Below are 21,102 nucleotides of genomic sequence, written 5' to 3'. Positions count from 1 at the left end.
GCGAAGGCGGGAGCCCAGCGTCTTTCCTCCATGCAACCGCAGATCGATTTCAATTTTCGCCCCCTCGCACGTCTAGGGGTTTCGCCGGTGCGGAAATCGGCGTTCGTTCCTGCCCGTACGGGCGCCGATTTCCCACCGTGCGAACCTCTTAGAATCATCCAGCCCCATGAACGCGGTCAGGCAAACCATGGATCCAACCGAGCCGGCGGGTCCGTCGGCCAGCGACACGAGGGCGACCCAGGTCGTGGCCCTGTTTCGCGAACACAACGCGGCGCTCGTGGCCTTCCTCCGGGCCCGGCTGAATTCGCTCGCCGACGCCCAGGAAGTGGCGCAGGAGGTCTACCTGAAGCTGCTTACCCTGGGGCCTGACACGGCCATCGACTCGCCGCGCGCCTTCCTGTTTCGCGCCGCGGCCAACCTGGCGGTCGACAAGCTGCGCATGCGCAACGTGCGTGCCGCGGCACCGGTCGATCCCGAACACGACGACTGGCACGTCACCCCGATCCCTGAGCAGCACGCCTCGGCGGTGGAACAATGGCGCGACCTGCGCGAAGCGCTGGACGAACTGCCGGCGAAAACCAGCCGGGCTTTCGTGATGCACGTGATCGACGGGCGGGATTTCGCGTCGATCGCCCGGGACATGAACCTCAGCGAGCGCATGGTGCGCTACCACGTCGGCAATGCCCTGGCGCATTGCCGCGAACGCCGCGACCGTGCGGAGAGCCCCCGATGAACACCCTTTCCTCCGGTCCGGACCGGCACATCGACCATACGGCGGCGGACTGGTGGGCGCGATTGCGCGACCCCGCCCTGCCCGAGCAGGCATGGATGCAGTGGAGCGACTGGCTCGAGGCCGATCCGCGCCATGCCCCCGCCTTCGACCGGGTAGCCGCGCTCGCCGAGAGCCTGGGCGCCATGGGCGCCGCCGAGCGCAGCGCCTTCGTCGCCCGTTTTGCCCCAGCTACCCGTGCCCGTCCGCGGCTGCCACGGCTGGCTTTCGGCATCGCGGCCGGCGTGGCGGTGGCTGTCGCGGCCGCCGGACTGTTCCTCGCCTGGCGCGGCCCATCCGCCCAGGCTCCCCGCCAGTACGCGAGCGAACCGGCCGGCCATCGCGATATTTCCCTTCCCGACGGTTCGAGCATCGAACTGGGCGGCGCCAGCTCGGTGACCGCCCACTACGGCCGGGAGGTCCGCGCCGTCGACCTCGACGCCGGCGAGGCCTTCTTCCGCGTGGCCCACGCCGAGCGGCCCTTCGTGGTCAACGCCGGTCCACTGCGCATCCGCGACCTGGGGACGGCGTTCAACGTGCGCCGTACCGGCGACCGGGTGACCGTGACGGTCACCGAGGGGCGCGTACGCGTGTCCCCGGCGCAGGAGGGCGGCGACCTCGGCCAGGTCGAACTGGGCGCCGGGCGCCAGGTGTCGTTCGATCCCGCGACCCAGGCCATGCGGATCCTCGACGTGAACCCGGACAGCGCCCTCGCCTGGCGCGGCAACCGGCTGGAATTCGTGAACGAGCCGCTGGATTCGGTGCTGGCGAACGTGAGCCGCTACAGCAAGCGACCGATCCGGCTGGCCGATCCCGACCTGGGCAAGCTGACGTTTACCGGCACGGTCCAGGTCGATACCATCGACAGTTGGGTTGCCGCGCTTCCCCGCGTGTTTCCCGTAAGGGTGGAGTCTCATGCCGACCGGCTCGAGCTCGCCCGCCAGATCTCGACCACGCGGAGTGCCAAGCCGCGCTGAAATACCTTCCGTTTGGGGCCGCCAGTCTTGCAGTACTCGGTTCGCGGGCGTCGGCGCATCACCACCGGCGCATTCGCGCTGGTTCTCGCGCTGCCCGCGGGTGCGGCGAACGGGCCGGCACCTGACCCCGCCGTCGGCGTTCCGGGCGCGGCGATCTCCTTCGCTATCGCTCCCCAACCCCTGGCCACGGCGTTGCTTGCCTGGGGCAAGCAGACCAACGTGCAGGTACTCACCTCGTCGGGCTCGATCGCCAACTGGCGTTCGAGCGGCGCCCAGGGCGTGCTGACGCCGAACGCCGCGCTCGACGAGTTGCTCGAAGGCACCGACCTCGAACGCGAGTCGTACGATCCGCATACCGTGGTGGTGCGCCAGAAACAGAAGCCGGGCGACGCCACCCCGCTGGAGCCCGACCTTACGCTCGATACCGGAAGCGTGGTGCCACTGGCGACGGTGGACGTGCGCGGGCTGATCACCGACGGCGGGTTCAAGACCGATACCACCCGCTCGGCGACACGCACCGACACGTCGCTGGCCGACGTGCCGCAGTCGGTCAGCGTGGTCAATCGCGAGGTCATCGAATCGCAGCAGGCCGTCGCGCTGGGCGACGTGGCGCGCTACGTGGCCGGGGTGCAGTACGTCGACGGTTACGGCAGCTCGCCGCTCTTTCTCATCCGAGGCTTCGACGCGGGCCACGGCATGACCGACGGGATGCCCAACGGCGTCGCGCGCACGGAAGACCTCCCCCCCCTGATCGGCATCGAGCGCGTGGAAGTGCTGCGCGGGCCAGAGGCGATCCTCGGCGATACCTCGCAGAACAACAATTTCGGCGGCTCCATCAACGTGGTGATGAAGCGGCCGCAGGCGGACACCGTGCGCCAGCTCACCTACTCCGTGGGCGAATACGACGGCGCCCGGCTGGGCGTCGACCTGGCGGGTAGCGCGTCACGGGATGGCCAGGTCACGTATCGCCTCGTGGCCGCCGGCCAGCGTGGCGCCAGGACGCCGCAGGGCGACGGCGGCGGGCGCGGCAGCTACCTTGCCCCGTCGCTGGCCTGGAGCGACGGCGATACCCGGGTCATGGCAGGGTGGGAATTCGTCGACAACCGCATCCCGGGACCGGAACACACCGTGCTGCTCGGTCCTTCGCTGTCGTCGGCCTCGCCCTATCGCGACCTCCCCGATACGCCCAGCGACGTGGCCTCGTTCCGTACCACGCGCGCGGTGTTCGAGGTGGACCACGCGTTCGCGGACGACTGGACCTTCCACAGCCGGGGCCAGTACGTTCGCCAGCGCAGCGACGGCCGCAACTGGTCGTACGACGCCAATGCCCTCTTCGGCATGCTCTCGCCCGTGGCCCGCCGCTTTCGCTATTCGGCCGACTACTGGACCTGGCAGAACGACCTCTCGGCGCGCTTCCGCCATGGCGACGTCACCCACGACGTGCTCTTGGGCGTGGATCTGGCCCGCACGCACTCGGGCGACAGCGGCGCCTCCAACGTCCAGCAGGACGACGTCACCGAAACGACCCAGGGCGGCGATTCCTTCGTCATCACCCGCCCGGTGGCGTTCGACCTGCGCACCGGCGAAGACCTCAGCCTGAATGCGGGGTTCGCCAGCCTGAAGTCGCTGGCGTCGGGCGGCACCAAGGTGCAGCCACTGGCCGGTTCATGGCAGACCAACTCCGGCATCTACCTGCAGGACCAGATCGCCATCGGCGATCGCTGGAACGTGCTGGCCGCGATGCGCCGCACCGACTATCGCCTCCAGACGCGCTATGCGGACGGCGGGCCGCGAAGGGTGGACAAGTCGCGCTGGATTCCGAAGCTCGGCGTCGTCTACAAGCTCACCCCCGACGTATCGCTCTACGCCGACACCTCCACCGGCTTCCAGCCGAACCCGCTGCTGGGCAAGGATGGGCAACCCTTGCCGGCGGCCACCTCGCGCCAGGTGGAAGTGGGCGGCAAGTTCGACCTCTTCGACCAGCGCGCCCGCCTGACCGCCGCGCTCTACCGCATCCGCGTCGACCACAGCGTCAGCCTGGTTTCGCCCGAGCCGCCGTTCTTCGCCACTCCCGGGCCGGGCCAAACCAATCGTGGCCTCGAGGTGGAATTCGCCGGTCGCGTGGCGCCCAACTTCGACGTGCTCGCCAGCCTCACCGAAACGCGGATCCGCAATCACGACGATACGCGCCCCACCGGCGCGCCCCGGCACCAGGCCGCGGCCTGGGCGAGCTACCGTTTCGGCAACGGCGCGGCGAAGCCGTGGGGCGTCGCCGCCGGCGTCCTCGCACGCAGCCGCAGCCTCGGCCGGACCAGCACCGACGGCCAGTACTTCGGCATCCCGGGCCAGGCCAGCGTGGAAGCGAACGTGTCGCGCTATGGGGAGAACTGGCGCGTCACCCTGGGCGTGAAAAACCTGCTGGATCGCACGCTCTACGCCGTGAACTTCGACGAGACCTTCGTACCGATCCGGCAGGGCCGCGTGGTGCTGCTCACGGGCAGCTACGATTTCTAGGCCTGCCGAGCGAACGCGCGCAGCGTGACTTCGCAGGCCTCCCGCCTGAACGCTTCCACGTGGGCGCGCCCCTGCACCACGGGCAGGCAAGGTATCTCGTAAAAGCCATCTTCTCCCGGCGTACCGCCATGGCGGCGCCAGAACGGATCGTGGGCGGTCGACGCGCCACCCGCACGGCGCTCGACGGGCCGCGCGGCGTCCGAGACGCCGCGAATGCGCTGGATGCCGTAGTAGGTGGCCAGTGCGCGAACCACGGACAACAGCAGGTCGCGCGGCCGCATCCCGCCGCTGGCCCGGGTGAAACCGGCCATCGCGCCGCGTCCCAGGTAGGCCCAGGAGCCCCTTACCGCGCCGATGAGCAGTCCTTCCGCGCCGGCGAAGGTGATTGCGCAGGACGACACCACTTCCTTGTCGCCGTTGAGCAGGTACAAGCCCAGCTCACCGCTGCGCTCGTCCTCGGGTGCGCGCGCATGGAGGTACGCCATCCGCCCCTCGCCCAGCGGCAAGGTGGCCAGACGCACGTCATGGCCTTTCAGCAGGCGTTCGCGCAGGCGTTCGGGAAATTCGCGGGTGACGAAGCGGTAATGCGCCTCGACGATCCGGCCACGTGCCGTCGGATCGAGCCCACGTGAGATGTAGTGCGAGCGCCAGCGCTCGTACAGGCGGGGATTGAACTCCGCCGCCGCCCTCACGTCTCGCGACGCCGCGACCAGCCGCAGCCACGCGGCCTGCCGCGGCCAACCCGCCAGGCTACCCAGCAGGTAACGCAGGCGGCTTTCGGGCAGCGGCTGGCGACGACGGAGCGCGGCCCGGCGGCGCAGGTGCTCCAGCATCAGCCGGAAACCACTCTGTCCGGAAACATGGCCCCAGCCCAGGGGCAGATCGTGCAAGGCTCGGGGGGAGTGATAGCGGGACTGCATGCTCCCTAGACGTTCCACTTCCCGAAAATTGAAACGCCACGCGTCGCAGGAATCGCGGACAGGGTCCGCGATGGCCCTTGCGACACGCTTACCGGCGCTTGCGCCGCTCGTCGCGCCACACGATCCACGCGCCCACCAGGGTCAACCCGGCCAGGGCATACCACGTGATGGCGTATTGAAGATGGTTGTCGGGAAAGGCGATCACCGTGAGGCCGCCCACCGGGCCGTCGCCGCCGTCGCCCCCGGCCGGTGAGGAGGCCGCGTCGGCGTCGATGAAATAAGGGGCGGTGTCCCCCAGGCCCTTGGCTTTCGCGATGGCGGCGACGTCGCGCGAGAACCAACGATCGGCCGCCGGCTGGTTGTCCTGCAGGAAGGCGCCCTTGGGTTCGCTGATGCGCAACAGCCCCGTCACCGTGGTTTCGCCGGACGGGCCCAACAGGCAATCGGCCTTGCCCGCGCACCACGTGGGCGAAACGAAGCCGCGGTTGACGATCACCACCTCGCCGTTCGCGCGGCGCATGGGCGTGAGCAGCCACGAGCCCAGGCCAAGCTCGGTACTGGCGCGCACGCGGACGCTCTTGTCCTCGAGGAAGGTGCCGCTGAGCTTCACGCGGCGGTACTCGTCGTTGGCCGCATCGACGCGCGGCCACTGGCTGCGGTCGGGAGCATCCACCGGTTCGGCGTGCACGCGCGCATCGACACGCGCGACGAGCTCGTGCTTCCACGCGCGACGATGCACCTGCCATGTGCCCAGGGCGACGAAACCCGCGAACAGCACCGCGCCGAACAGCGCCAGCAGGCCCAGAACGAAGACGCCGCGCGATCGGCGCGGCGTCTTCGTGTCGTTGGAGGCCGGTACGCTCAAGGCAGGTTCTTCACCTGCTGGGTCATGTCGTGCGTCATGCCCGGCATCATGTTGGCGTTCATGTGGTACATCACCCAGATGGAACCGGACAGCGTGATCACCACCAGCACCAGCGTGAAGATCAGCGCCAGCATGTTCCAGCCACCCTGCGCCTTGGTGTCCATGTGCAGGAAGTAGATCATGTGCACGACGATCTGGATGGCGCCGAAGATGAGCAACACCACCGCCAGCGTCTGCGCGTCGGGGATGACCTTGCCCATCACCAGCCAGAACGGAATGGCCGTGAGCACCACCGCCAGGAAGAAGCCCGTCATATACCCCTTGAGGGTGCTGTGCGGCGCGTCGTCCTCGTGATGACCGTGATCGTCGTGGTGATCGTGCGAATCGACGTGCGTGCTCACTGCAGCACTCCCATCAGGTAAACGAAGGTGAAGACGCCGATCCACACGACGTCGAGGAAGTGCCAGAACATCGACAGGCACATGATGCGGCGCTTGTTCGCCGGCGTGAGGCCCAGCTTGCCCACCTGGAACAGCAGCGTGATGAGCCAGATGATGCCGAAGGTGACGTGCAGGCCGTGGGTGCCCACCAGCGTGAAGAACGACGACAGGAACGCGCTGCGCTGCGGACCCGCGCCCTCGTGGATGAGGTGGGCGAACTCGTAGAGCTCGATGCCGAGGAACGCCGCGCCGAACAGGCCGGTGACGATGAGCCAGGCCATCATCGTGCCCTTGCGGTTCTTCTGCATCTCCAGCACGGCGAAGCCGTAGGTGATGGAAGACAGCAGCAGCATGCTGGTGTTGACGGCGACCAGCGGCAGCTCGAAGAGATCGGCACCCGAGGGACCACCCGCGTAGCTGCGACCGAGCACGCCGTAGGTGGCGAACAGGCAAGCGAAGATGAGGCAGTCGCTCATCAGGTAGATCCAGAACCCGAGCAACGTGCCGTTGGCCGGGTGATGGTCTTCCTTCATCCAGAACTGGAGCTTGGAGTCCGCGGTGCCCGCGGAAGACGTGGCATGCATATCAGACATGGGCGGCGAGCTCTTCCGTACGGGCGGTCTCGGTGCGTTCGACCACGTCCGCGGGGATGTAGTAGTCACGCTTGTAGTTGAACGTATGGCCGATGGCCGTCACCAGCAGGCCCAGAAAGGCGAGACCCGCCACGAGGAACATGTGCCAGATCATGGCGAAGCCCAGCACGAAGGCGAAGCCCGCGATGATGATGCCCGCACCCGTGTTCTTCGGCATGTGGATCGGCAGGTAGCCCTCGGTGCGACGCTCGGCGTGGTGATCCTTCATCTGCGCCCACGCGTCGAGGTCGTGCACCACCGGGGTGAAGGCGAAGTTGTAGACCGGCGGCGGCGAGGAGGTGGACCACTCCAGCGTACGGCCGCCCCAGGGATCGCCGCTGACGTCGCGCAGCTGCTCGCGACGCTTCCAGCTGACGAACAGCTGCATCAGGAACGAGCCGATGCCCAGGGCGATGAGGACGGCGCCGACCGCGGCGATCTGGAACCAGATCTGCAGCGAGGGATCCTCGAAGTGGTTCATGCGGCGGGTGACGCCCATGAAGCCCAGCACGTACAGCGGCATGAAGGCCACGTAGAAGCCGATGAACCAGAACCAGAACGAGCACTTGCCCCAGAACGGATCGAGCTTGTAACCGAAGGCCTTGGGGAACCAGTAGTTGATGGCGGCGAACACGCCGAACACCACGCCGCCGATGATCACGTTGTGGAAGTGCGCGATCAGGAACAGGCTGTTGTGCAGCAGGAAGTCGGCCGGGGGCACCGCGAGCATCACGCCGGTCATGCCGCCGATGACGAAGGTGATCATGAAACCGATCGTCCACAGCATCGGCACTTCGAACTTGATGCGGCCACGGTACATCGTGAACAGCCAGTTGAAGATCTTCGCGCCCGTCGGGATCGAGATGATCATCGTGGTGATGCCGAAGAACGAGTTGACGCTCGCGCCCGAACCCATGGTGAAGAAGTGGTGCAGCCACACCAGGTACGACAGCACGGTGATCACCACGGTGGCGTACACCATCGAAGCGTAACCGAACAGGCGCTTGCGGCTGTAGGTGGGCACGATCTCGGAGAACGCGCCGAACAGCGGCAGGATCAGGATGTAGACCTCGGGGTGGCCCCAGATCCAGATCAGGTTCACGTACATCATCGGGTTGCCGCCGAAGTCGTTCGTGAAGAAGTTGGTGCCCGCGTAGCGGTCGAGCGAGAGCAGCACCAGCACGGCGGTGAGCACCGGGAAGGCGGCGACGATCAGCACGTTGGTGCAGAGCGAGGTCCAGGTGAACACGGGCATCCGCATCATGGTCATGCCCGGCGCGCGCATCTTGACGATGGTGGCGATCAGGTTGATGCCCGACAACGTGGTGCCCACGCCGGCCACCTGCAGCGACCATATGTAGTAGTCGACGCCCACGTCGGGACTTTGCACCAGGCCGGACAGCGGCGGGTAGGCCAGCCAGCCGGTACGCGCGAATTCACCGACGAACAGCGACGCCATCACCAGCATGGCGCCGGACACCGTCATCCAGAAGCTGAAGTTGTTGAGGAACGGGAAGGCCACGTCGCGCGCGCCGATCTGCAGCGGCACCACGTAGTTCATCAGGCCCGTAACCAGCGGCATCGCCACGAAGAAGATCATGATCACGCCGTGGGCGGTGAAGATCTGGTCGTAGTGGTGCGGCGGCAGGAAGCCGGGGTTGCCGTTGAAGGCGATGGCCTGCTGGGCGCGCATCATCAGCGCGTCGGCGAAGCCGCGCAGCAGCATCACGATGCCCAGCACCATGTACATGATGCCGATCTTCTTGTGATCGATGCTGGTGAACCACTCCTTCCAGAGGTAGCCCCACAGCTTCGCCTTGGTGATGAGGCCCAGGACGGCGATGCCGCCGATGGCGACCATGGCGAAGGTGCCGATGAGGATCGGCTCGTGGTAGGGGATCGCCTCCAGGGAGAGGCGGCCGAAGATCAGTTTTACTAGATCGGGCGTGTTCATTACCGGGCTCGGCTAGGCTTGAATTCGATGGGGCGCGCTCAGGGCGAGCGCCCGGCAGGAGCGGCCGCCACGTCGGCGTCGCGGGTCAGGCAGAGCGCGCCGACATAGCGCTTCTCGGCCTCGGTGAGGCCCAGGCGCGACCGGAGGCCGGCGCTGGAAGCGAGGTTGTAGGCGCCGACGATGCCTTGGCCACCCTGCTTGTCGAGCGCCATCATGTCGCTCTGGCACATGCGGTTGGACTCGACGCAGCGGTTGAGGATGGCGTTGTACAGACCCTTGCTGACGCTGGCGTAATAGCGCACCGGCTCGCGCTCGCTGGGCTGCTCGAGCTTGAGGTAATCGTCTCGGCTCAGCTCGGCGCCGCTGGCGCGGGCCTTGGCCACCCAGCCGTCGAAATCGGCGTCGGACAGGCTGTGGAAGCGGAAGGTCATGTCGGAGAAGCCGGCGCCGCTGTAGTTGGCCGACAGGCCGGCGAAATCACCGGTTTTGTTCATCACGGCATGCAGTTGCGTTTCCATGCCCGGCATCGCGTAGATCATGCCGGCCAGCGAGGGCACGAAGAAGGCGTTCATCACGTTGGAGGCCGTGATGTGGAATTCGATGGGACGGTCGACCGGGGCGGCCATCTCGTTGACCGTGGCGATGCCCTGTTCCGGGTAGAGGAACAGCCACTTCCAGTCGAGGGCCACCACCTCCACCACCAGGGGCTTGGTGCCGGCGGCGACGGACCGCGACGCGTCGAGCTGGTCGATGGGACGGTAGGGGTCGAGCTTGTGGGTGCTGGTCCAGGTGATCGCGCCCAGGGCGATGATGATCATCAGCGGGGCCGACCAGACGATCAGCTCCAGCACGGTGGAGTGGTTCCAGTCCGGGTCGTATTCCCCGTGGGCGGCCTTGTTCGACTCCCGGTACTTCCAGGCGAAGAGCAGGGTCAGCGCGATGACCGGGATGATGATGATCAACATCAGCACCACGGAGATGGCGATAAGGTCGCGCTGCTGGCGGGCGATGTCGCCGGACGGCGAGAGCAGCACGGCATCGCAACCCGACAAAAGCAGGGCCAGGGCGGGGATCAGCAATCCGCGCAACAGCTTCATGGACATTCGCATGATGGGAGTAGATCGTGGGGACACAAAAAGGTACGCCGTTCCACCTGTCACGGCCATAGGACACATTGTCCCATGCCCCATGCGGGGAGGGGGAATCCTTCCCGCCCGATCTTCGCTATGCTGTCCCCAACGCCATGAAACAGGGTAGTAACACGATGTCAAGCCTTTCACATGCCCATCACGTGGATCCCGGCGTCCAGGCCCAGAGGGACCTGGCGCACCACCATGGCGGCGCCGCCCATGCGGCGGTCGCTCCCGGCGAGATCGCCGTGGGCGTGGTCATCGGCCGCGCCTCGGAGTATTTCGACTTCTTCACCTACGGCATCGCCTCGGTGCTGGTGTTCCCGTCGGTGTTCTTTCCGTTCCTGAGCCAGCTGGACGGCATCCTGCTGGCTTTCGCCATCTTCTCGCTGGCCTTCATCGCCCGGCCCATCGGCACCACGCTGTTCATGGCGATCCAGCGCCACTGGAGCCGCAGCACCAAGCTCACCGCCTCGCTGTTCCTGCTGGGCACCTCGACGGTATGCATCGCCTTCCTGCCGACCAACACGTCCGGCGGGTACGGGGTCATCGTCGTGCTGGCGGTGCTGCGCTTCATCCAGGGCATCGCCCTGGGCGGCTCTTGGGACGGCCTGCCGTCCCTGCTGGCGCTGAACGCCCCCAAGGGCCGCCGCGGCTGGTACTCGATGCTGGGCCAGCTCGGCGCGCCGATGGGTTTCCTGATCGCCGGCGCCCTGTTCCTCTTCCTGAACACCCAGCTGTCCCGCGAGGATTTCCTCGGCTGGGGCTGGCGCTACCCGTTCTTCGTGGCCTTCGCCATCAATGTGGTGGCCCTCTTCGCCCGCCTGCGCCTGGTGGTGACCGAGGAATACACCCAGCTGCTGGAAGAGCGCGAGCTGGAGCCCATCGGTACCATCGAGATGTTCCAGGCCCAGGGCTACAACCTGTTCATCGGCGCCTTCGCCGCCCTGGCCAGCTACGCGTTGTTCCATATCGTGACGGTCTTCCCGCTCTCCTGGATCGCCCTGTCGCGCTCGCAGGACATCAATAACGTGTTGATCGTGCAGCTGGTGGGCGCGTGCGTGGCCATCCTGGCCACGGTGGCCTCGGGTGTCATCGCGGACAAGATCGGTCGCCGCAACACCCTGGGCACCATGGCCGTGCTGATCGGCCTGTTCGCCATCGCCTCGCCGTTCCTGCTCGACGGCGGCAAGGTCGCGCAGGATCTCTTCCTGGTGATCGGTTTCGCCCTGCTCGGCCTGTCCTACGGCCAGGCGGCCGGCACGGTCACGGCCAATTTCGCCCGACGTTACCGCTACACCGGCGCCGCCCTCACCACCGACTTCGCCTGGCTGTTCGGCGCGGCCTTCGCCCCGCTGGTGGCCCTGGGCCTGTCGGAGCGGTTCGGTCTCGTCGCGGTAAGCGGTTACCTGCTGTCGGGCGTGGTCTGCACCCTGCTGGCCCTGCGCATCAACAAGGCCCTGGAGACGGAGCGGCCCAAGCCGGCGGCCTGACGACGGCAGGGGGATCGGGCGAGCGCCCGGTCCCCGCCCAGCCGGGCCGGTGGGGTAACCTGTAGGGATGCTTTTCGATCTGCCCGACCACGACACGCTCTACCGTGCCCTGCTCGACCGCGACCCGACCTACGACGGGCATATCTATGCCGGCATGACCGGCAGCGGCACGTTTTGCCGCCTCACCTGCCCCGCACCGAAGCCCACCCTGGAAAACGTGCGGTTCCACGATTCGGTGGCCGCCTGTTTCGAAACCGGCTTGAGGCCCTGCCTGCGCTGCCGGCCGCTCGATCCCTTCAGGCAACGGGAACCGCTGGTGTCCGCACTGCTTCGCCGGCTCGAGGACGAGCCCTCGAGGGCGTGGTCGGAAGCCGACCTCAAGGCCCTCGGATACGACCCCTCGACGGTAAGCCGTACTTTCAAGCGCCAGCTGGGACTCGGCTTCCTGGATATGGCCCGACTGAGGCGCACGGCGGGTCGGCGATTCGGGTCAACCGGTGACGGGGTACGGTCCGTCGACGAATAGCTCGTCGTGGTAGCCCTTCTTGCCGACGGCCAGGGCCTCCTCGCTGCGGAACTCCCTTCCCTCGCGCAGGCAATCCAGCACGAAGGCGAAATCGCGCTTCGGCACCCAGCCCAGGTCGCGTACCGCGCGAGCACAGTCGTACACGCGGTCGAGCGACGGCAGGAGCTTCCACCCACGTGCGGCATAGAGCGCATCGACATCGGGAAAATACCGACGCACGACGGCCGCGGCATCGACACGAAGCGCGGCGACGTCATCGCGCGTGAACGGCGGGGGCGCCGAGACGATGTACCTGCCGAAGCGCAACGTCGGCGCGCGCTCGATCGCGAGCAGGTGCGCATCCACCATGTCGGCGATGTCCGCACGGCGGTAGAGCAACTCGTTGGCCTGCATGTTGAGCGTGCCGTAGGCCGCACGCACGCCGGCGTTGTCGTCGTCTTCGGGAAAGAATCGCGAAGTGCGCAACACGACGATCGGCAGGCGATCCGTGCGCGCCACCAGTTCACACAGGCCCTCCGCGGCGATCTTCGTGGCGCCGTAGATGTTCTTCGGCACGGGCCGCACGGTTTCGTCGATCCACGCGGCCGGTTCACCGGGCTCGGGAGACAGCGCCGCACCGAACGCGCTGGTGGTGCTGGTGAACACGAACGAACGCACGCCATGCGCGACCGCCGCCTCGAGCAATGCCAGCGTACCGGCCACGTTGGTGTCGACGAACCGGCGCCTGCCGTGCGTGGCGACGTGAGGCTTGTGCAACGTGGCGCAGTGGATCACCGCCTTGGCGCCGGACATCGCATCGTGGACGAATGCCTCGTCGTCGATGGAGCCCACCAGGTCGGTGAACGGCGAAGACTTGACGTCCAGCCCCCGCGCTTCGCGGCCCCCGGCACGCAGGCGACGCACGATGGCTTCGCCGAGGTGTCCCGCGCTGCCGGTAACGAGGATCGTCACGAAGTCACCAGGTGAGATCGTCGGGTACCACGAACTGCTTGTAGTACTCATCGTCATCGTCGCTCGCGGCCGGCGGATCGCCTACGGTGCGGCCGTGATCGAGTGCGATCAGTCCGGGCGCCCGCAAGTGGATCTTGTCGGCGGCCGCACGCGGCACCAGCTCGAACCCCTCGCCATGGCGGACGATGGCCAGCGTGCCTGCGGCGAGCTGGGCGCGCTGGCCGTCGTCGACCAGCACGCTGGAGATACGGTCACCATCCGTGAACCGGTAGGCGATGTCGCCGTTGCGCTTGATCCGGGCGGTCTCGACGATCTGACGCACCTGGGCGCGGATCTCCTTCGCCCGGGCTTCGGCATTCCGCCCGGCGGCCAGGGCCCGATCGCGCTCGGCACGTTCCGCCTGCAGGCGTTGCGCATCGATCTTGTCCTCGACCGGAACCGCCGGCGCCTTGCCCTGGCGCTGCTTCGCCTGGTCACGCACGACCTTGGCCACCTTGTCTTTCTTGACCAGCCCGGCCTTGAGGAGTTGTTCCTGCAGGGGATTACGCATGGCGGACATCTGATAGCGGGAAAGCGCCTTAGTCTAGCGCGCCCTCGCCCCCACGCACGCCCTGGCGCTGAAGTTCGGCCACCAGCTCGCCGGCCAGCCGCCGGCCGGGAAATCCCCTCGCGTCGACCGTGTAGCGGAGGATGCCCCTCGCCAGCGAAGCGCCGCCGGCCGGGGGGTCGAGCCGCCAATGCACCGTCCCCACGACGACACCGGTGCGACGGTCGGTCGCCAGCCGGGCCGGGAACAGCACCAGGCGATGTCCTTCGCGGTCGGCCGGAAGGGCGAGCAAGGCCTTTTCCGGCAAGACCCCATCGAGATGCCGCACGGTGCCGTCGTCGCGGACGCGTATTTCCACCGGCAGGTCGTGTCGCCGCACCAGTCCGCTGACGTCGAGAGCCTCCGAATCGAAACGGGACGCGCGAAGTCGGCGTGCCAACGTATCGGCGAAGGTCACCGTGTCGTCCCTGAGGCGCGCATCCGCCGCGGGATGCAGCGGCAGGAGCGAGACCACGTCGATGTGCTTCACCGGCACATCGGCGTCGCCTCCACGCGCGCCGATGCCCGTCACGGGAGCGCACCCTTCGGCCATGGCCGCCAGCAGGACGACGACGCCCCATCGATGATTCATAGGTATTCCACCATTAGACGTAGATTTCGGGAAAATCGGCCACCCCGAACGGGGGACCCGATCTGCCGGAGGCGGCCGTGGAAGGTATATCGCTGACCATCGCCCAACGCGGAAAGCGACACGGGTACGCCGGGTGCGATGTTCTGGAAATCGGATGTGCCCAGTTGCATCGCCACGCCCCCAGGACCACCGGGCAGCGAAAACCATTGCGCATGGGACGAGGCGCCATCACCCTTCACACCGAAGGTGAAACGCGCAATCAGCCCCGACGGGGCGGGGCACTCCGCCACCCGGAAATGAAACGGCACCCAGGGTGTCGCCTTGTCGGCGTTCGCGAATTGATCCGACCGGTAATCGCCCATCTTCACCGTCTGGTTGAGGTCTCCGACCACGATGCCGCAGGGCGGGCGGTTGATGGCGATGCTCTCCATCTCGACGTCTTCGTAGTGAAGGCGGCCGCCACCTTTCGAATTCGTGCCGAACGAGCGCGCGACGAGGCCGCCATCGATGCGACCGAATCGGAGCGGGCCCGAGGTACGCACGATGTCGTAGTGCACCGACTCGCTGGCGACATCCACCGGCGTGGTGATGCTGGGAATGGGAATCCAGATGCTTTCGAGGCTTTGCTGGGTCTGTCCCGGATACGAAAAATGCAACGATCCACCGCGTTTCACCGATGCCCGAAGCCCCAGGCCCGACGGCGACCCGCCGATGGTGAGCGGACGGACGGCGCCGGGGAAAAGCGGTACCCATTCGTGATCGAACGTGACGACGCCCTTCAAGCACTGAAACACCACCGTGGATCCCGAGCGAACGCCCTGCCCCGACGCAACCGATTGGCCGGGCTGTCCATCGCCCCGAATCGAGATACCCGAATACTGGTATTCCGTACCGATCCGATAACTCACCTTGCCGACCGAACTGCAACCGAGCTTCGCGTACACGTCGCATGCGTGCGTGGAACACATCAGGGTCACGATGACGACGAACTTCCGTGATAAGGGGGTTGGCATAGGGATCGCACTCCTTGGCGGGAGCCCGCGAAGACCTCGCGGGCAGTGCGACCCAGCATACTCAGGCAGGTTTCAGAGGTAGTCCACCTGCACCCTGACCAGACGTGAGAATTCCCCTCCCACGACGGTAGGCCTCGTCTCACGCAAACGCACGTGGAACTGATAGGCATCGCCCGTGCCCAGCGCGTTCATTTCCACGGGTACGCCCGGAGCGATGGTGTTGAAGTCTTTCGTGCCCAGTTCCATCGCGACGTTCTTCGGCCCCACCAACGAGAACCAGTCGGCGTGAAGCGCATCGGCGTCGGCCCGGGTACCGAACGTGACGCGCGCGATCAGGCCCACGGGATCGACACAGTGGTCCACGCGAAGGCGGAAGGCCTCCCACGGCGTGGCGCGATCGGCCGTGGCGAAGTTGCTCAGGTTATAGGGCGGCAGCTCGATCCTCTGGTTGAGGTCGTCCGCGACGATGGCGCATGCCTCGCGGCGAAGGATCAGGTCGTAAACCTGCATGGAACGGAACACGACCAGGCCGCCACCTGCCTTGTCGACGCTCGATTGCGCCACGGCCTTGCTGTCGAGCTTGCCGAAGTGGACCCGGCCGGTCGTGCGATAGAGCTCATAGCCGACCGAATCCATGTCGCTGCGGACTTCTTCGCCTTTCGTCATCGTGCGGGCGAAGTCGTGCGGAAAGGGCCTGCGCTCGCCGTCGCCTTCACGAAGGAACAGCTTGAGTCCGACACCGGCCGGCTCGCCACCGATGGTCAACGGAAGCAAATCGGTCGTTTGCGCATTTTGCCAGCGGCCTCGAAACGTTACCCTTCCTTCGTTGCACCTCAACAGGAGCTTGCCTTCCCCCTTAGCCTCCCCGTCACGTAGCAACTTCCCTTCCGGATCGCTGCTGCGAACGTCGACGTAGGTGGTCTGGCCGATCTGATAGGTGGCCAGGTTGACCTGGGTGCAGCCCGGTGCCGCCATGGACTTCGTGGCGATACCCGCCGACATCACCAGTCCACACGCCAGCCAGCGGCGCAATCGTTCGTTATTCATGAAAGCTATTTCCTTGCTTGAGCGGGTTCGCCCGCGAGGATGTCGCGGGTAGGGAAATGCGCCTCGAGCCACGCCGACCAATACGAGGCTCGATGGATCAAGGACGCGCGATAGCGCGCGTTGAACCGTGGCGTGCGGGAGTGGTAATTGGCGGCGCGCGTCCACAGGTCGCCCTTGTCGTCGCGCAAGTGACCACGAACGCGCCACGCGGCCAGTTGATAGGGGTAACAGCCCGTGGCGGCCACATCGGCAGCCTTAATGCCGTAACGCGACAGTTCCCGGAGGTAAGAGGTGTTGAACTGCAGGGCACCGACGTCGTAGGTGCCATTGCGATTGCGAACCCACTGTCCGGGACGACCGGATTCCTGCTCGGCGATGGCGAGAAGGATGTTCGCGGGAATGTCGTAAGCGAGCGCGGCGCCCAGGGAGCAGGCCACCATGTCGTGCTTTTCGGGCGGGATGTCGGGGAGCATGTCGATCATGTGGGCGGGTCCGCGTCGGGGTCGTCGCTTAGCATGGGCGGATCGCCCGGATCGGGCTCATCGTGTCGCTTCCAATCTCGATTCGCGGGAACGTTCGTCACACGAGGATCTTCCGTCGACGCGTCGGACGAATGCTGATGGACGTGACTTGCCGTGGAAGGCTTGTCCGCTGTTCCGTAAGTCGAGGCCCGGATGCGATCCTGCGCGGTGGTACAGGACTCGACATCGGGGGCGTCCACGTCGGCGGCGCCGAGCAGCGTCTCGCGCCTGGTCGTGTCTTGATCGTTCTCGATCTTCTCGATCAAAGACGATGTCGATGCGTCGCGAGACAACTGCCCGATCTCGACGTTGGCGATGTCTGCAGACCCGGTCAAGGCTGAGTCGATCGTCGCCGACAAGGCTGACGACGTTGCGTTCGAACCGTGCCTTGCGTCGCTGCTTCGAGCGCTCCCACGGTTCACCACTTCAAGTGACGTATGTTCGTCGACGCCTTTCGACATCTCGTCGGCCACCGATCCGATCGTTTCCGCCCCATCGTCGTGCCGAACCGACTCCACGATGGCGTGGGCCGGAGTGCCTTCCTTCTCGTCGATCGATGCGTCGCGAGACAACTGCCCGATCTCGACGTTGGCGATGTCCGCAGGCCCGGTCAAGGCTGAGTCGATCGTCGTCGACAAGGCTGACGACGTTGCGCTCGAACCGTGCCTTGCGTCGCTGCCTCGAGCGCTCCCACGGTTCACCACTTCAAGTGACGTATGTTCGTCGACGCCTTTCGGCATCTCGTCGGCCACCGATCCGGTCGTTTCCGCTCCATCGTCCTGCCGAACCGGCTCCACGATGGCGCGGGCCGGAGTGCCTTCCTTCTCGTCGATCCCGGCGAACGAATGTCCAACGGATGCCTTCATCGCGAATAGCCCGCCAGGTTCCGAGTCGGACGCGGCGCCGAAGTCCTGGGTCGGCGTACCGTGCATTCCGTTCGCCTCGACCGAGGAAACCTCGGCACGCTCCGGGATCGACCCGGGCACGGGAACCTCTACCGCGCCACGGGTCCGGGTTCGGCCGACGTCGTCGACCGACGCATCCGGGACGGAGATCTTTTCAGGGCTGCCGTCCGAAGACATCGACGGGAAAGGCGTCGTCGAACCCGACGAAGTCATATCCGCCCCATGATTCGACGCATCGACGGGCGTACCCGAGGCCCGTTGAACGGACGGGGCGACGCCGTCCGTGACGCCATCCGGCAAGCCACCGACGCCGCGGCTCGATGCGTGGGCGGGCGTGTTGCCGGCCCGCTCTGCTTGCGCTATTCCGACGGAATCGTCTGACGGGAGACCCGCGAATCCTGCTGCTTCTCTGTCCTGGTCGAATACATGTGAGTGCGTGAGCGACCCATGGGTCGAAGCGTCGCCAACCGAGCTTCCGCCGACGTGCTCCGACGAACGGACACCCGACGACGCCTCGCCCGCCTGGGCGCTCGTGGGCCCCACCCGTCCCGGAACGACGTCGACTGGCGCACCCCTTTCCGTGACTACCGCGGAGGTTTCATGCGCGCGGGCCCCTTCCAAGGCGCGGACGGACGAGTCTTCCCGAGATGCTTCAACCGAGGCCTTGACGGAAACATCGTGCATCCGCGTCTGGCTCACCTCCCTGCGATCAAGGGTTGTGCCGTCCGCGGCGATGGAGAGCTCAGGGACCTCCGGAGCCCCGGCTTCAAGGTGCCCGTGCGTTCGCAGATCGGCATCCGCATGGTTTACCGCGCCCGAGGAAGCTTGCGGACCGAGGGATATCGCCGTCTGCGAACCGACACGCGCATCCCCTTGCGCTCCTTCGACGTCAAGGAACTCACCGGGCAAGATCACCCGCTCCCCGTCGTCGGCAACGCGAACGGCGTGCGCACTCCCCGCGCCCGGCAACGTATTGCCCCCCGAGGTGGCCATGTGACCGCCTCCACTCGGATGAGCCGAATCCAACGAGCCGTGGGTCTGCCGTGACTCCATGATCGCGGACATCTCGGCCGCATAGTCGGGCCCAGGCTCGGTTTCGCTCATAGGGGACGACAGCCGCTTTGCTTCGGCATACGGCTCATGGGAAAAACGCGACGACGCATCCCCGGCGAGGCGCATCGGTTCTCCTGACGATGTGGACGCGCCCAGGGAAGCCCCGAACGACGGGCCGCGATCGAACGTCGCGTTCCCGGCGATCTGATTGGCCTGCCGATCGCCGACCGTGGTGCCGTAGTTCGACACCCGCGTGTTGAAGGGCTCGCTAGGGCCGTCGATTCCGATCGCCGATCGATGAACCGCTTCCATGACGGAGTCCGCCCTTACCGATACCCGGCTCGGGGAGTCGACGTGACGGGACGTCTGATCGACTGGGCTGGACCACGTGTTCATGGACGCCAGTGCGGCTGCGCCGCCCGCGCCGATCGCCGAACCCACCATGCTCGCGCTGCCGACGTAGATGCCGACCTGGGACCCCGTGACGACCGAATAGAGGATCTGTGGCACTTTCAGCGAAAGTACGAGAAACAGGACCGAAACGCAGAGCATCAGCCCCTGGTTCGTATAGCCTGAAATGCCCGACCGCGTGGCTGCCGACGCATTGGCCAACTCATCGAGCAGCGGATATCCCTGATGACCGATGAAGCCCAGCACGAGCATGCACATCCCGATGGCGAAGACATGCTTGTAGAAATGGATGGCCACGGGCGACGTCCAGCGGGCACCCCCGAATCCGAGAAGGAAGATACCCGCGTACCCCATCATCCAGGCCGCAACGAGCAACAAGAGAAACTGCGCCGCCATGAGACAGAGGACGATCATCGTCCCGATGCCAAGCAAATTGAGGATGATCTTGTCCGCATCGGGCGCCGATCCCGTGGCATAGATCACATCGGTATAGACCTGCAAACCGACCCGGGCGATCGAGTTCGCATCATCGATGAAAGCGGTGGCATCGGGCGATCCGTTCGACATCTCGAAAAATGAATTGACGATGTTGAGGATGGACCCGTCATCACCCTTTCCCCTCGACGCAGTGTCAAGTATCCAGAAGAAGATCCCCGTCACGACGACGAACCGGGTCAGCTCCATGAGCACTTCGCCGATGTCCTGTCGCAGGATCTGCATCCCCATCGTCCATACGAGGCTGATGGTCGCCAGGGTCCAGAACAGGCGTTCCGCCGCCTCCAGGATGAACCCCGCATTCGGGTGCTCCCGGAACAGCTTTCCTATGCCCTCGACGAGGTCGTCCGCCGCGACGCCGGCCGAGGCATCACCGGCAAAGGCGCACAAGAAAAGCACCGTCGTGACACGAAGCATGAAAGTCATTGATGTGGGAAACACTGGTCTTTTTCGCGGACGAAGGAGCGGCCATGCGCCGCTCCCGGGGAAATCAGAATGCGTCTACACGCGTGGTTTTCTGTGGGCGAGCGTAGCTGCTGCTCGCCTCCTTCAATCCCGCCCTCAGCCGGGCGGACGTCGCCAGCGCTCGCGCCTCCTTGTCCGCGGCCGCCTGTGATTCCGCCACGCGAGCGGCTTCGGATACGAGCAACATGGAACGTAACTTGATCAGCTGGTTTACCTGGGATTGCGCGATGGCGTTTGCGATTTGCATTTGCTTCGCGTGACCCATTTCTTCGCCCTTTGGCTTACTTCGGCTTATCAGGTCTGCGAGGGACTTTGCGTCGGTCGCCAGATTCTCTTGATGGCTCTCAATCGATTTCACCCACATGTCGTTCGACACTTTTCTCGCACGCGACCCCTCGAATCCGGCCTCATCGTCTGGGTTGACTTCCTTATAATCACGTGCATCTCGATATCGGGCGATAAAATCCTCGCTTTTATCAGCGTCGACTATGTTCTTGAAGAAGTCTTTCACCGGCGCGGGAATTGGTATGACTTCGTTACCTCCCTCCCCTTCATTGATAATCCACGTAAAGTCCGCATCGATCTTGATGTTTGTTTGATCGATATCTGCCGATATGGACGTGTAGTGGTTTACTGTGTCCCCTTCTTTGGTGGAAAGCTGGTGCCGAATCGCCTCGAGTTGCTCCTCGCGTTTTTTGTTCGCCTTAAGGTTCATCTTATTGACAAAGAAGTTGGGTATATCCCACACAAGAACCATCGCGGACGCGCTCTGGCTTCCGAGGGCGGAAATAGCCGCCGCACACAAAACGGGCTTTATTTTTCTTTTCATCATCGATCCTCCGT

The 21,102-nt window shown here is 65.6% G+C and carries 18 protein-coding genes and 1 pseudogene; 5 read left to right on the top strand and 14 right to left on the bottom strand.

The annotated features are described in order from the left end of the window. Positions 1 to 187 precede the first annotated feature (187 nt). From L2Y94_RS00785 to L2Y94_RS00775, 3 genes are read left to right on the top strand one after another with little or no spacing between them, the layout of a single operon-like run. Positions 188 to 733 carry an RNA polymerase sigma factor gene (locus L2Y94_RS00785; protein WP_247372297.1) on the top strand — a complete coding sequence of 182 codons (546 nt, stop codon included), beginning with the start codon at positions 188 to 190 and terminating at the stop codon, positions 731 to 733. Further along, positions 730 to 1,746, top strand: coding sequence for a FecR family protein (locus L2Y94_RS00780; protein WP_247372296.1), 1,017 nt, complete (start codon positions 730 to 732; stop codon positions 1,744 to 1,746). Before L2Y94_RS00785 ends, L2Y94_RS00780 begins: the two co-directional genes overlap by 4 nt. A 27-nt stretch (positions 1,747 to 1,773) precedes the next feature. Beyond that, positions 1,774 to 4,260, top strand: coding sequence for a TonB-dependent siderophore receptor (locus L2Y94_RS00775; protein ID WP_247372293.1), 2,487 nt, complete (start codon positions 1,774 to 1,776; stop codon positions 4,258 to 4,260). On the opposite strand, the gene L2Y94_RS00770 is transcribed toward L2Y94_RS00775, so the two are convergent. The 6 genes from L2Y94_RS00770 to cyoA all read right to left on the bottom strand — a co-directional run bounded on the left by L2Y94_RS00770 (position 4,257) and on the right by cyoA (position 10,180). Beyond that, the gene (locus L2Y94_RS00770) at positions 4,257 to 5,180 is read right to left on the bottom strand and encodes a DUF535 family protein (RefSeq protein WP_247372292.1); all 924 of its coding nucleotides are present in this window, start codon (positions 5,178 to 5,180) and stop codon (positions 4,257 to 4,259) included. The genes L2Y94_RS00775 and L2Y94_RS00770 overlap by 4 nt on opposite strands. A gap of 88 nt (positions 5,181 to 5,268) precedes the next feature. Then, complete coding sequence (locus L2Y94_RS00765) at positions 5,269 to 6,045, bottom strand: SURF1 family protein (protein WP_247372290.1); 777 nt, start codon at positions 6,043 to 6,045, stop codon at positions 5,269 to 5,271. After that, complete coding sequence (gene cyoD, locus L2Y94_RS00760) at positions 6,042 to 6,446, bottom strand: cytochrome o ubiquinol oxidase subunit IV (RefSeq protein WP_247372289.1); 405 nt, start codon at positions 6,444 to 6,446, stop codon at positions 6,042 to 6,044. The genes L2Y94_RS00765 and cyoD overlap by 4 nt, the downstream gene beginning before the upstream one ends. After that, positions 6,443 to 7,078, bottom strand: coding sequence for a cytochrome o ubiquinol oxidase subunit III (gene cyoC, locus L2Y94_RS00755; RefSeq protein ID WP_186448233.1), 636 nt, complete (start codon positions 7,076 to 7,078; stop codon positions 6,443 to 6,445). The genes cyoD and cyoC overlap by 4 nt, the downstream gene beginning before the upstream one ends. Continuing rightward, positions 7,071 to 9,044: a cytochrome o ubiquinol oxidase subunit I gene (gene cyoB / locus L2Y94_RS00750; RefSeq protein WP_247375384.1), complete on the bottom strand. Its 1,974-nt coding sequence runs from the start codon at positions 9,042 to 9,044 to the stop codon at positions 7,071 to 7,073. The genes cyoC and cyoB overlap by 8 nt, the downstream gene beginning before the upstream one ends. Before the next feature lie 65 nt (positions 9,045 to 9,109). Next, positions 9,110 to 10,180 carry a ubiquinol oxidase subunit II gene (gene cyoA / locus L2Y94_RS00745; RefSeq protein WP_247372287.1) on the bottom strand — a complete coding sequence of 357 codons (1,071 nt, stop codon included), beginning with the start codon at positions 10,178 to 10,180 and terminating at the stop codon, positions 9,110 to 9,112. Between the two features lie 155 nt (positions 10,181 to 10,335). On the opposite strand from cyoA, the gene L2Y94_RS00740 reads away from it, so the two are divergent. Continuing rightward, a complete protein-coding gene (locus L2Y94_RS00740; RefSeq protein ID WP_247372285.1) occupies positions 10,336 to 11,694 on the top strand; it encodes an MFS transporter in 1,359 nt (452 codons plus the stop codon). 67 nt (positions 11,695 to 11,761) lie between these two features. Then, on the top strand, positions 11,762 to 12,220 hold the full coding sequence (locus L2Y94_RS00735; RefSeq protein ID WP_247372283.1) for an Ada metal-binding domain-containing protein: 459 nt from the start codon (positions 11,762 to 11,764) through the stop codon (positions 12,218 to 12,220). On the opposite strand, the gene L2Y94_RS00730 is transcribed toward L2Y94_RS00735, so the two are convergent. From L2Y94_RS00730 to L2Y94_RS00695, 8 genes and pseudogenes are all read right to left on the bottom strand, one after another. Next, positions 12,185 to 13,171, bottom strand: a complete 987-nt coding sequence (locus tag L2Y94_RS00730; protein ID WP_247372281.1) for an NAD-dependent epimerase/dehydratase family protein — start codon at positions 13,169 to 13,171, stop codon at positions 12,185 to 12,187. The two genes, L2Y94_RS00735 and L2Y94_RS00730, sit on opposite strands and share 36 nt — an antisense overlap. Positions 13,172 to 13,175: 4 nt before the next feature. Next, a complete protein-coding gene (locus tag L2Y94_RS00725; RefSeq protein WP_247372279.1) occupies positions 13,176 to 13,721 on the bottom strand; it encodes a DUF2058 domain-containing protein in 546 nt (181 codons plus the stop codon). Positions 13,722 to 13,749: 28 nt separating this feature from the next. Next, positions 13,750 to 14,349, bottom strand: a complete 600-nt coding sequence (locus tag L2Y94_RS00720; protein WP_247372278.1) for a hypothetical protein — start codon at positions 14,347 to 14,349, stop codon at positions 13,750 to 13,752. Beyond that, on the bottom strand, positions 14,346 to 15,362 hold the full coding sequence (locus tag L2Y94_RS00715) for a fimbrial protein (RefSeq protein WP_247372277.1): 1,017 nt from the start codon (positions 15,360 to 15,362) through the stop codon (positions 14,346 to 14,348). The genes L2Y94_RS00720 and L2Y94_RS00715 overlap by 4 nt, the downstream gene beginning before the upstream one ends. Positions 15,363 to 15,434: 72 nt before the next feature. Continuing rightward, entirely contained in the window at positions 15,435 to 16,409 is a 975-nt protein-coding gene (locus L2Y94_RS00710; protein WP_247372275.1) for a fimbrial protein, read from the bottom strand. Positions 16,410 to 16,423: 14 nt separating this feature from the next. Further along, a pseudogene (locus tag L2Y94_RS00705) lies at positions 16,424 to 16,882 on the bottom strand (lysozyme family protein); the annotation flags it as partial. A 5-nt stretch (positions 16,883 to 16,887) separates the two neighbouring features. Further along, positions 16,888 to 20,211, bottom strand: a complete 3,324-nt coding sequence (trbL, locus tag L2Y94_RS00700; RefSeq protein WP_247372273.1) for a P-type conjugative transfer protein TrbL — start codon at positions 20,209 to 20,211, stop codon at positions 16,888 to 16,890. Between the two features lie 73 nt (positions 20,212 to 20,284). Next, a complete protein-coding gene (locus L2Y94_RS00695; protein ID WP_247372271.1) occupies positions 20,285 to 21,091 on the bottom strand; it encodes a TrbJ/VirB5 family protein in 807 nt (268 codons plus the stop codon). Between the last annotated feature and the right edge of the window lie 11 nt (positions 21,092 to 21,102).

This window comes from Luteibacter aegosomatis (assembly GCF_023078455.1).
Lineage (GTDB): Bacteria > Pseudomonadota > Gammaproteobacteria > Xanthomonadales > Rhodanobacteraceae > Luteibacter > Luteibacter aegosomatis.
The sequence above is the reverse complement of the archived record's forward strand: the minus strand, read 5'-3'. Positions and strand labels throughout refer to the sequence as shown.

What these genes read in the sequence shown, in the direction of transcription:
- L2Y94_RS00720 (WP_247372278.1), bottom strand. Translation starts at nt 14,349, where the DNA reads ATGAATCATCGATGGGGCGTCGTCGTCCTGCTGGCGGCCATGGCCGAA.
- L2Y94_RS00740 (WP_247372285.1), top strand. Translation starts at nt 10,336, where the DNA reads ATGTCAAGCCTTTCACATGCCCATCACGTGGATCCCGGCGTCCAGGCC.
- L2Y94_RS00735 (WP_247372283.1), top strand. Translation starts at nt 11,762, where the DNA reads ATGCTTTTCGATCTGCCCGACCACGACACGCTCTACCGTGCCCTGCTC.
- L2Y94_RS00710 (WP_247372275.1), bottom strand. Translation starts at nt 16,409, where the DNA reads ATGAATAACGAACGATTGCGCCGCTGGCTGGCGTGTGGACTGGTGATG.
- L2Y94_RS00770 (WP_247372292.1), bottom strand. Translation starts at nt 5,180, where the DNA reads ATGCAGTCCCGCTATCACTCCCCCCGAGCCTTGCACGATCTGCCCCTG.
- L2Y94_RS00785 (WP_247372297.1), top strand. Translation starts at nt 188, where the DNA reads ATGGATCCAACCGAGCCGGCGGGTCCGTCGGCCAGCGACACGAGGGCG.
- L2Y94_RS00715 (WP_247372277.1), bottom strand. Translation starts at nt 15,362, where the DNA reads ATGCCAACCCCCTTATCACGGAAGTTCGTCGTCATCGTGACCCTGATG.
- cyoA (WP_247372287.1), bottom strand. Translation starts at nt 10,180, where the DNA reads ATGCGAATGTCCATGAAGCTGTTGCGCGGATTGCTGATCCCCGCCCTG.
- L2Y94_RS00780 (WP_247372296.1), top strand. Translation starts at nt 730, where the DNA reads ATGAACACCCTTTCCTCCGGTCCGGACCGGCACATCGACCATACGGCG.
- cyoC (WP_186448233.1), bottom strand. Translation starts at nt 7,078, where the DNA reads ATGTCTGATATGCATGCCACGTCTTCCGCGGGCACCGCGGACTCCAAG.
- L2Y94_RS00725 (WP_247372279.1), bottom strand. Translation starts at nt 13,721, where the DNA reads ATGCGTAATCCCCTGCAGGAACAACTCCTCAAGGCCGGGCTGGTCAAG.
- trbL (WP_247372273.1), bottom strand. Translation starts at nt 20,211, where the DNA reads ATGCTTCGTGTCACGACGGTGCTTTTCTTGTGCGCCTTTGCCGGTGAT.
- L2Y94_RS00695 (WP_247372271.1), bottom strand. Translation starts at nt 21,091, where the DNA reads ATGATGAAAAGAAAAATAAAGCCCGTTTTGTGTGCGGCGGCTATTTCC.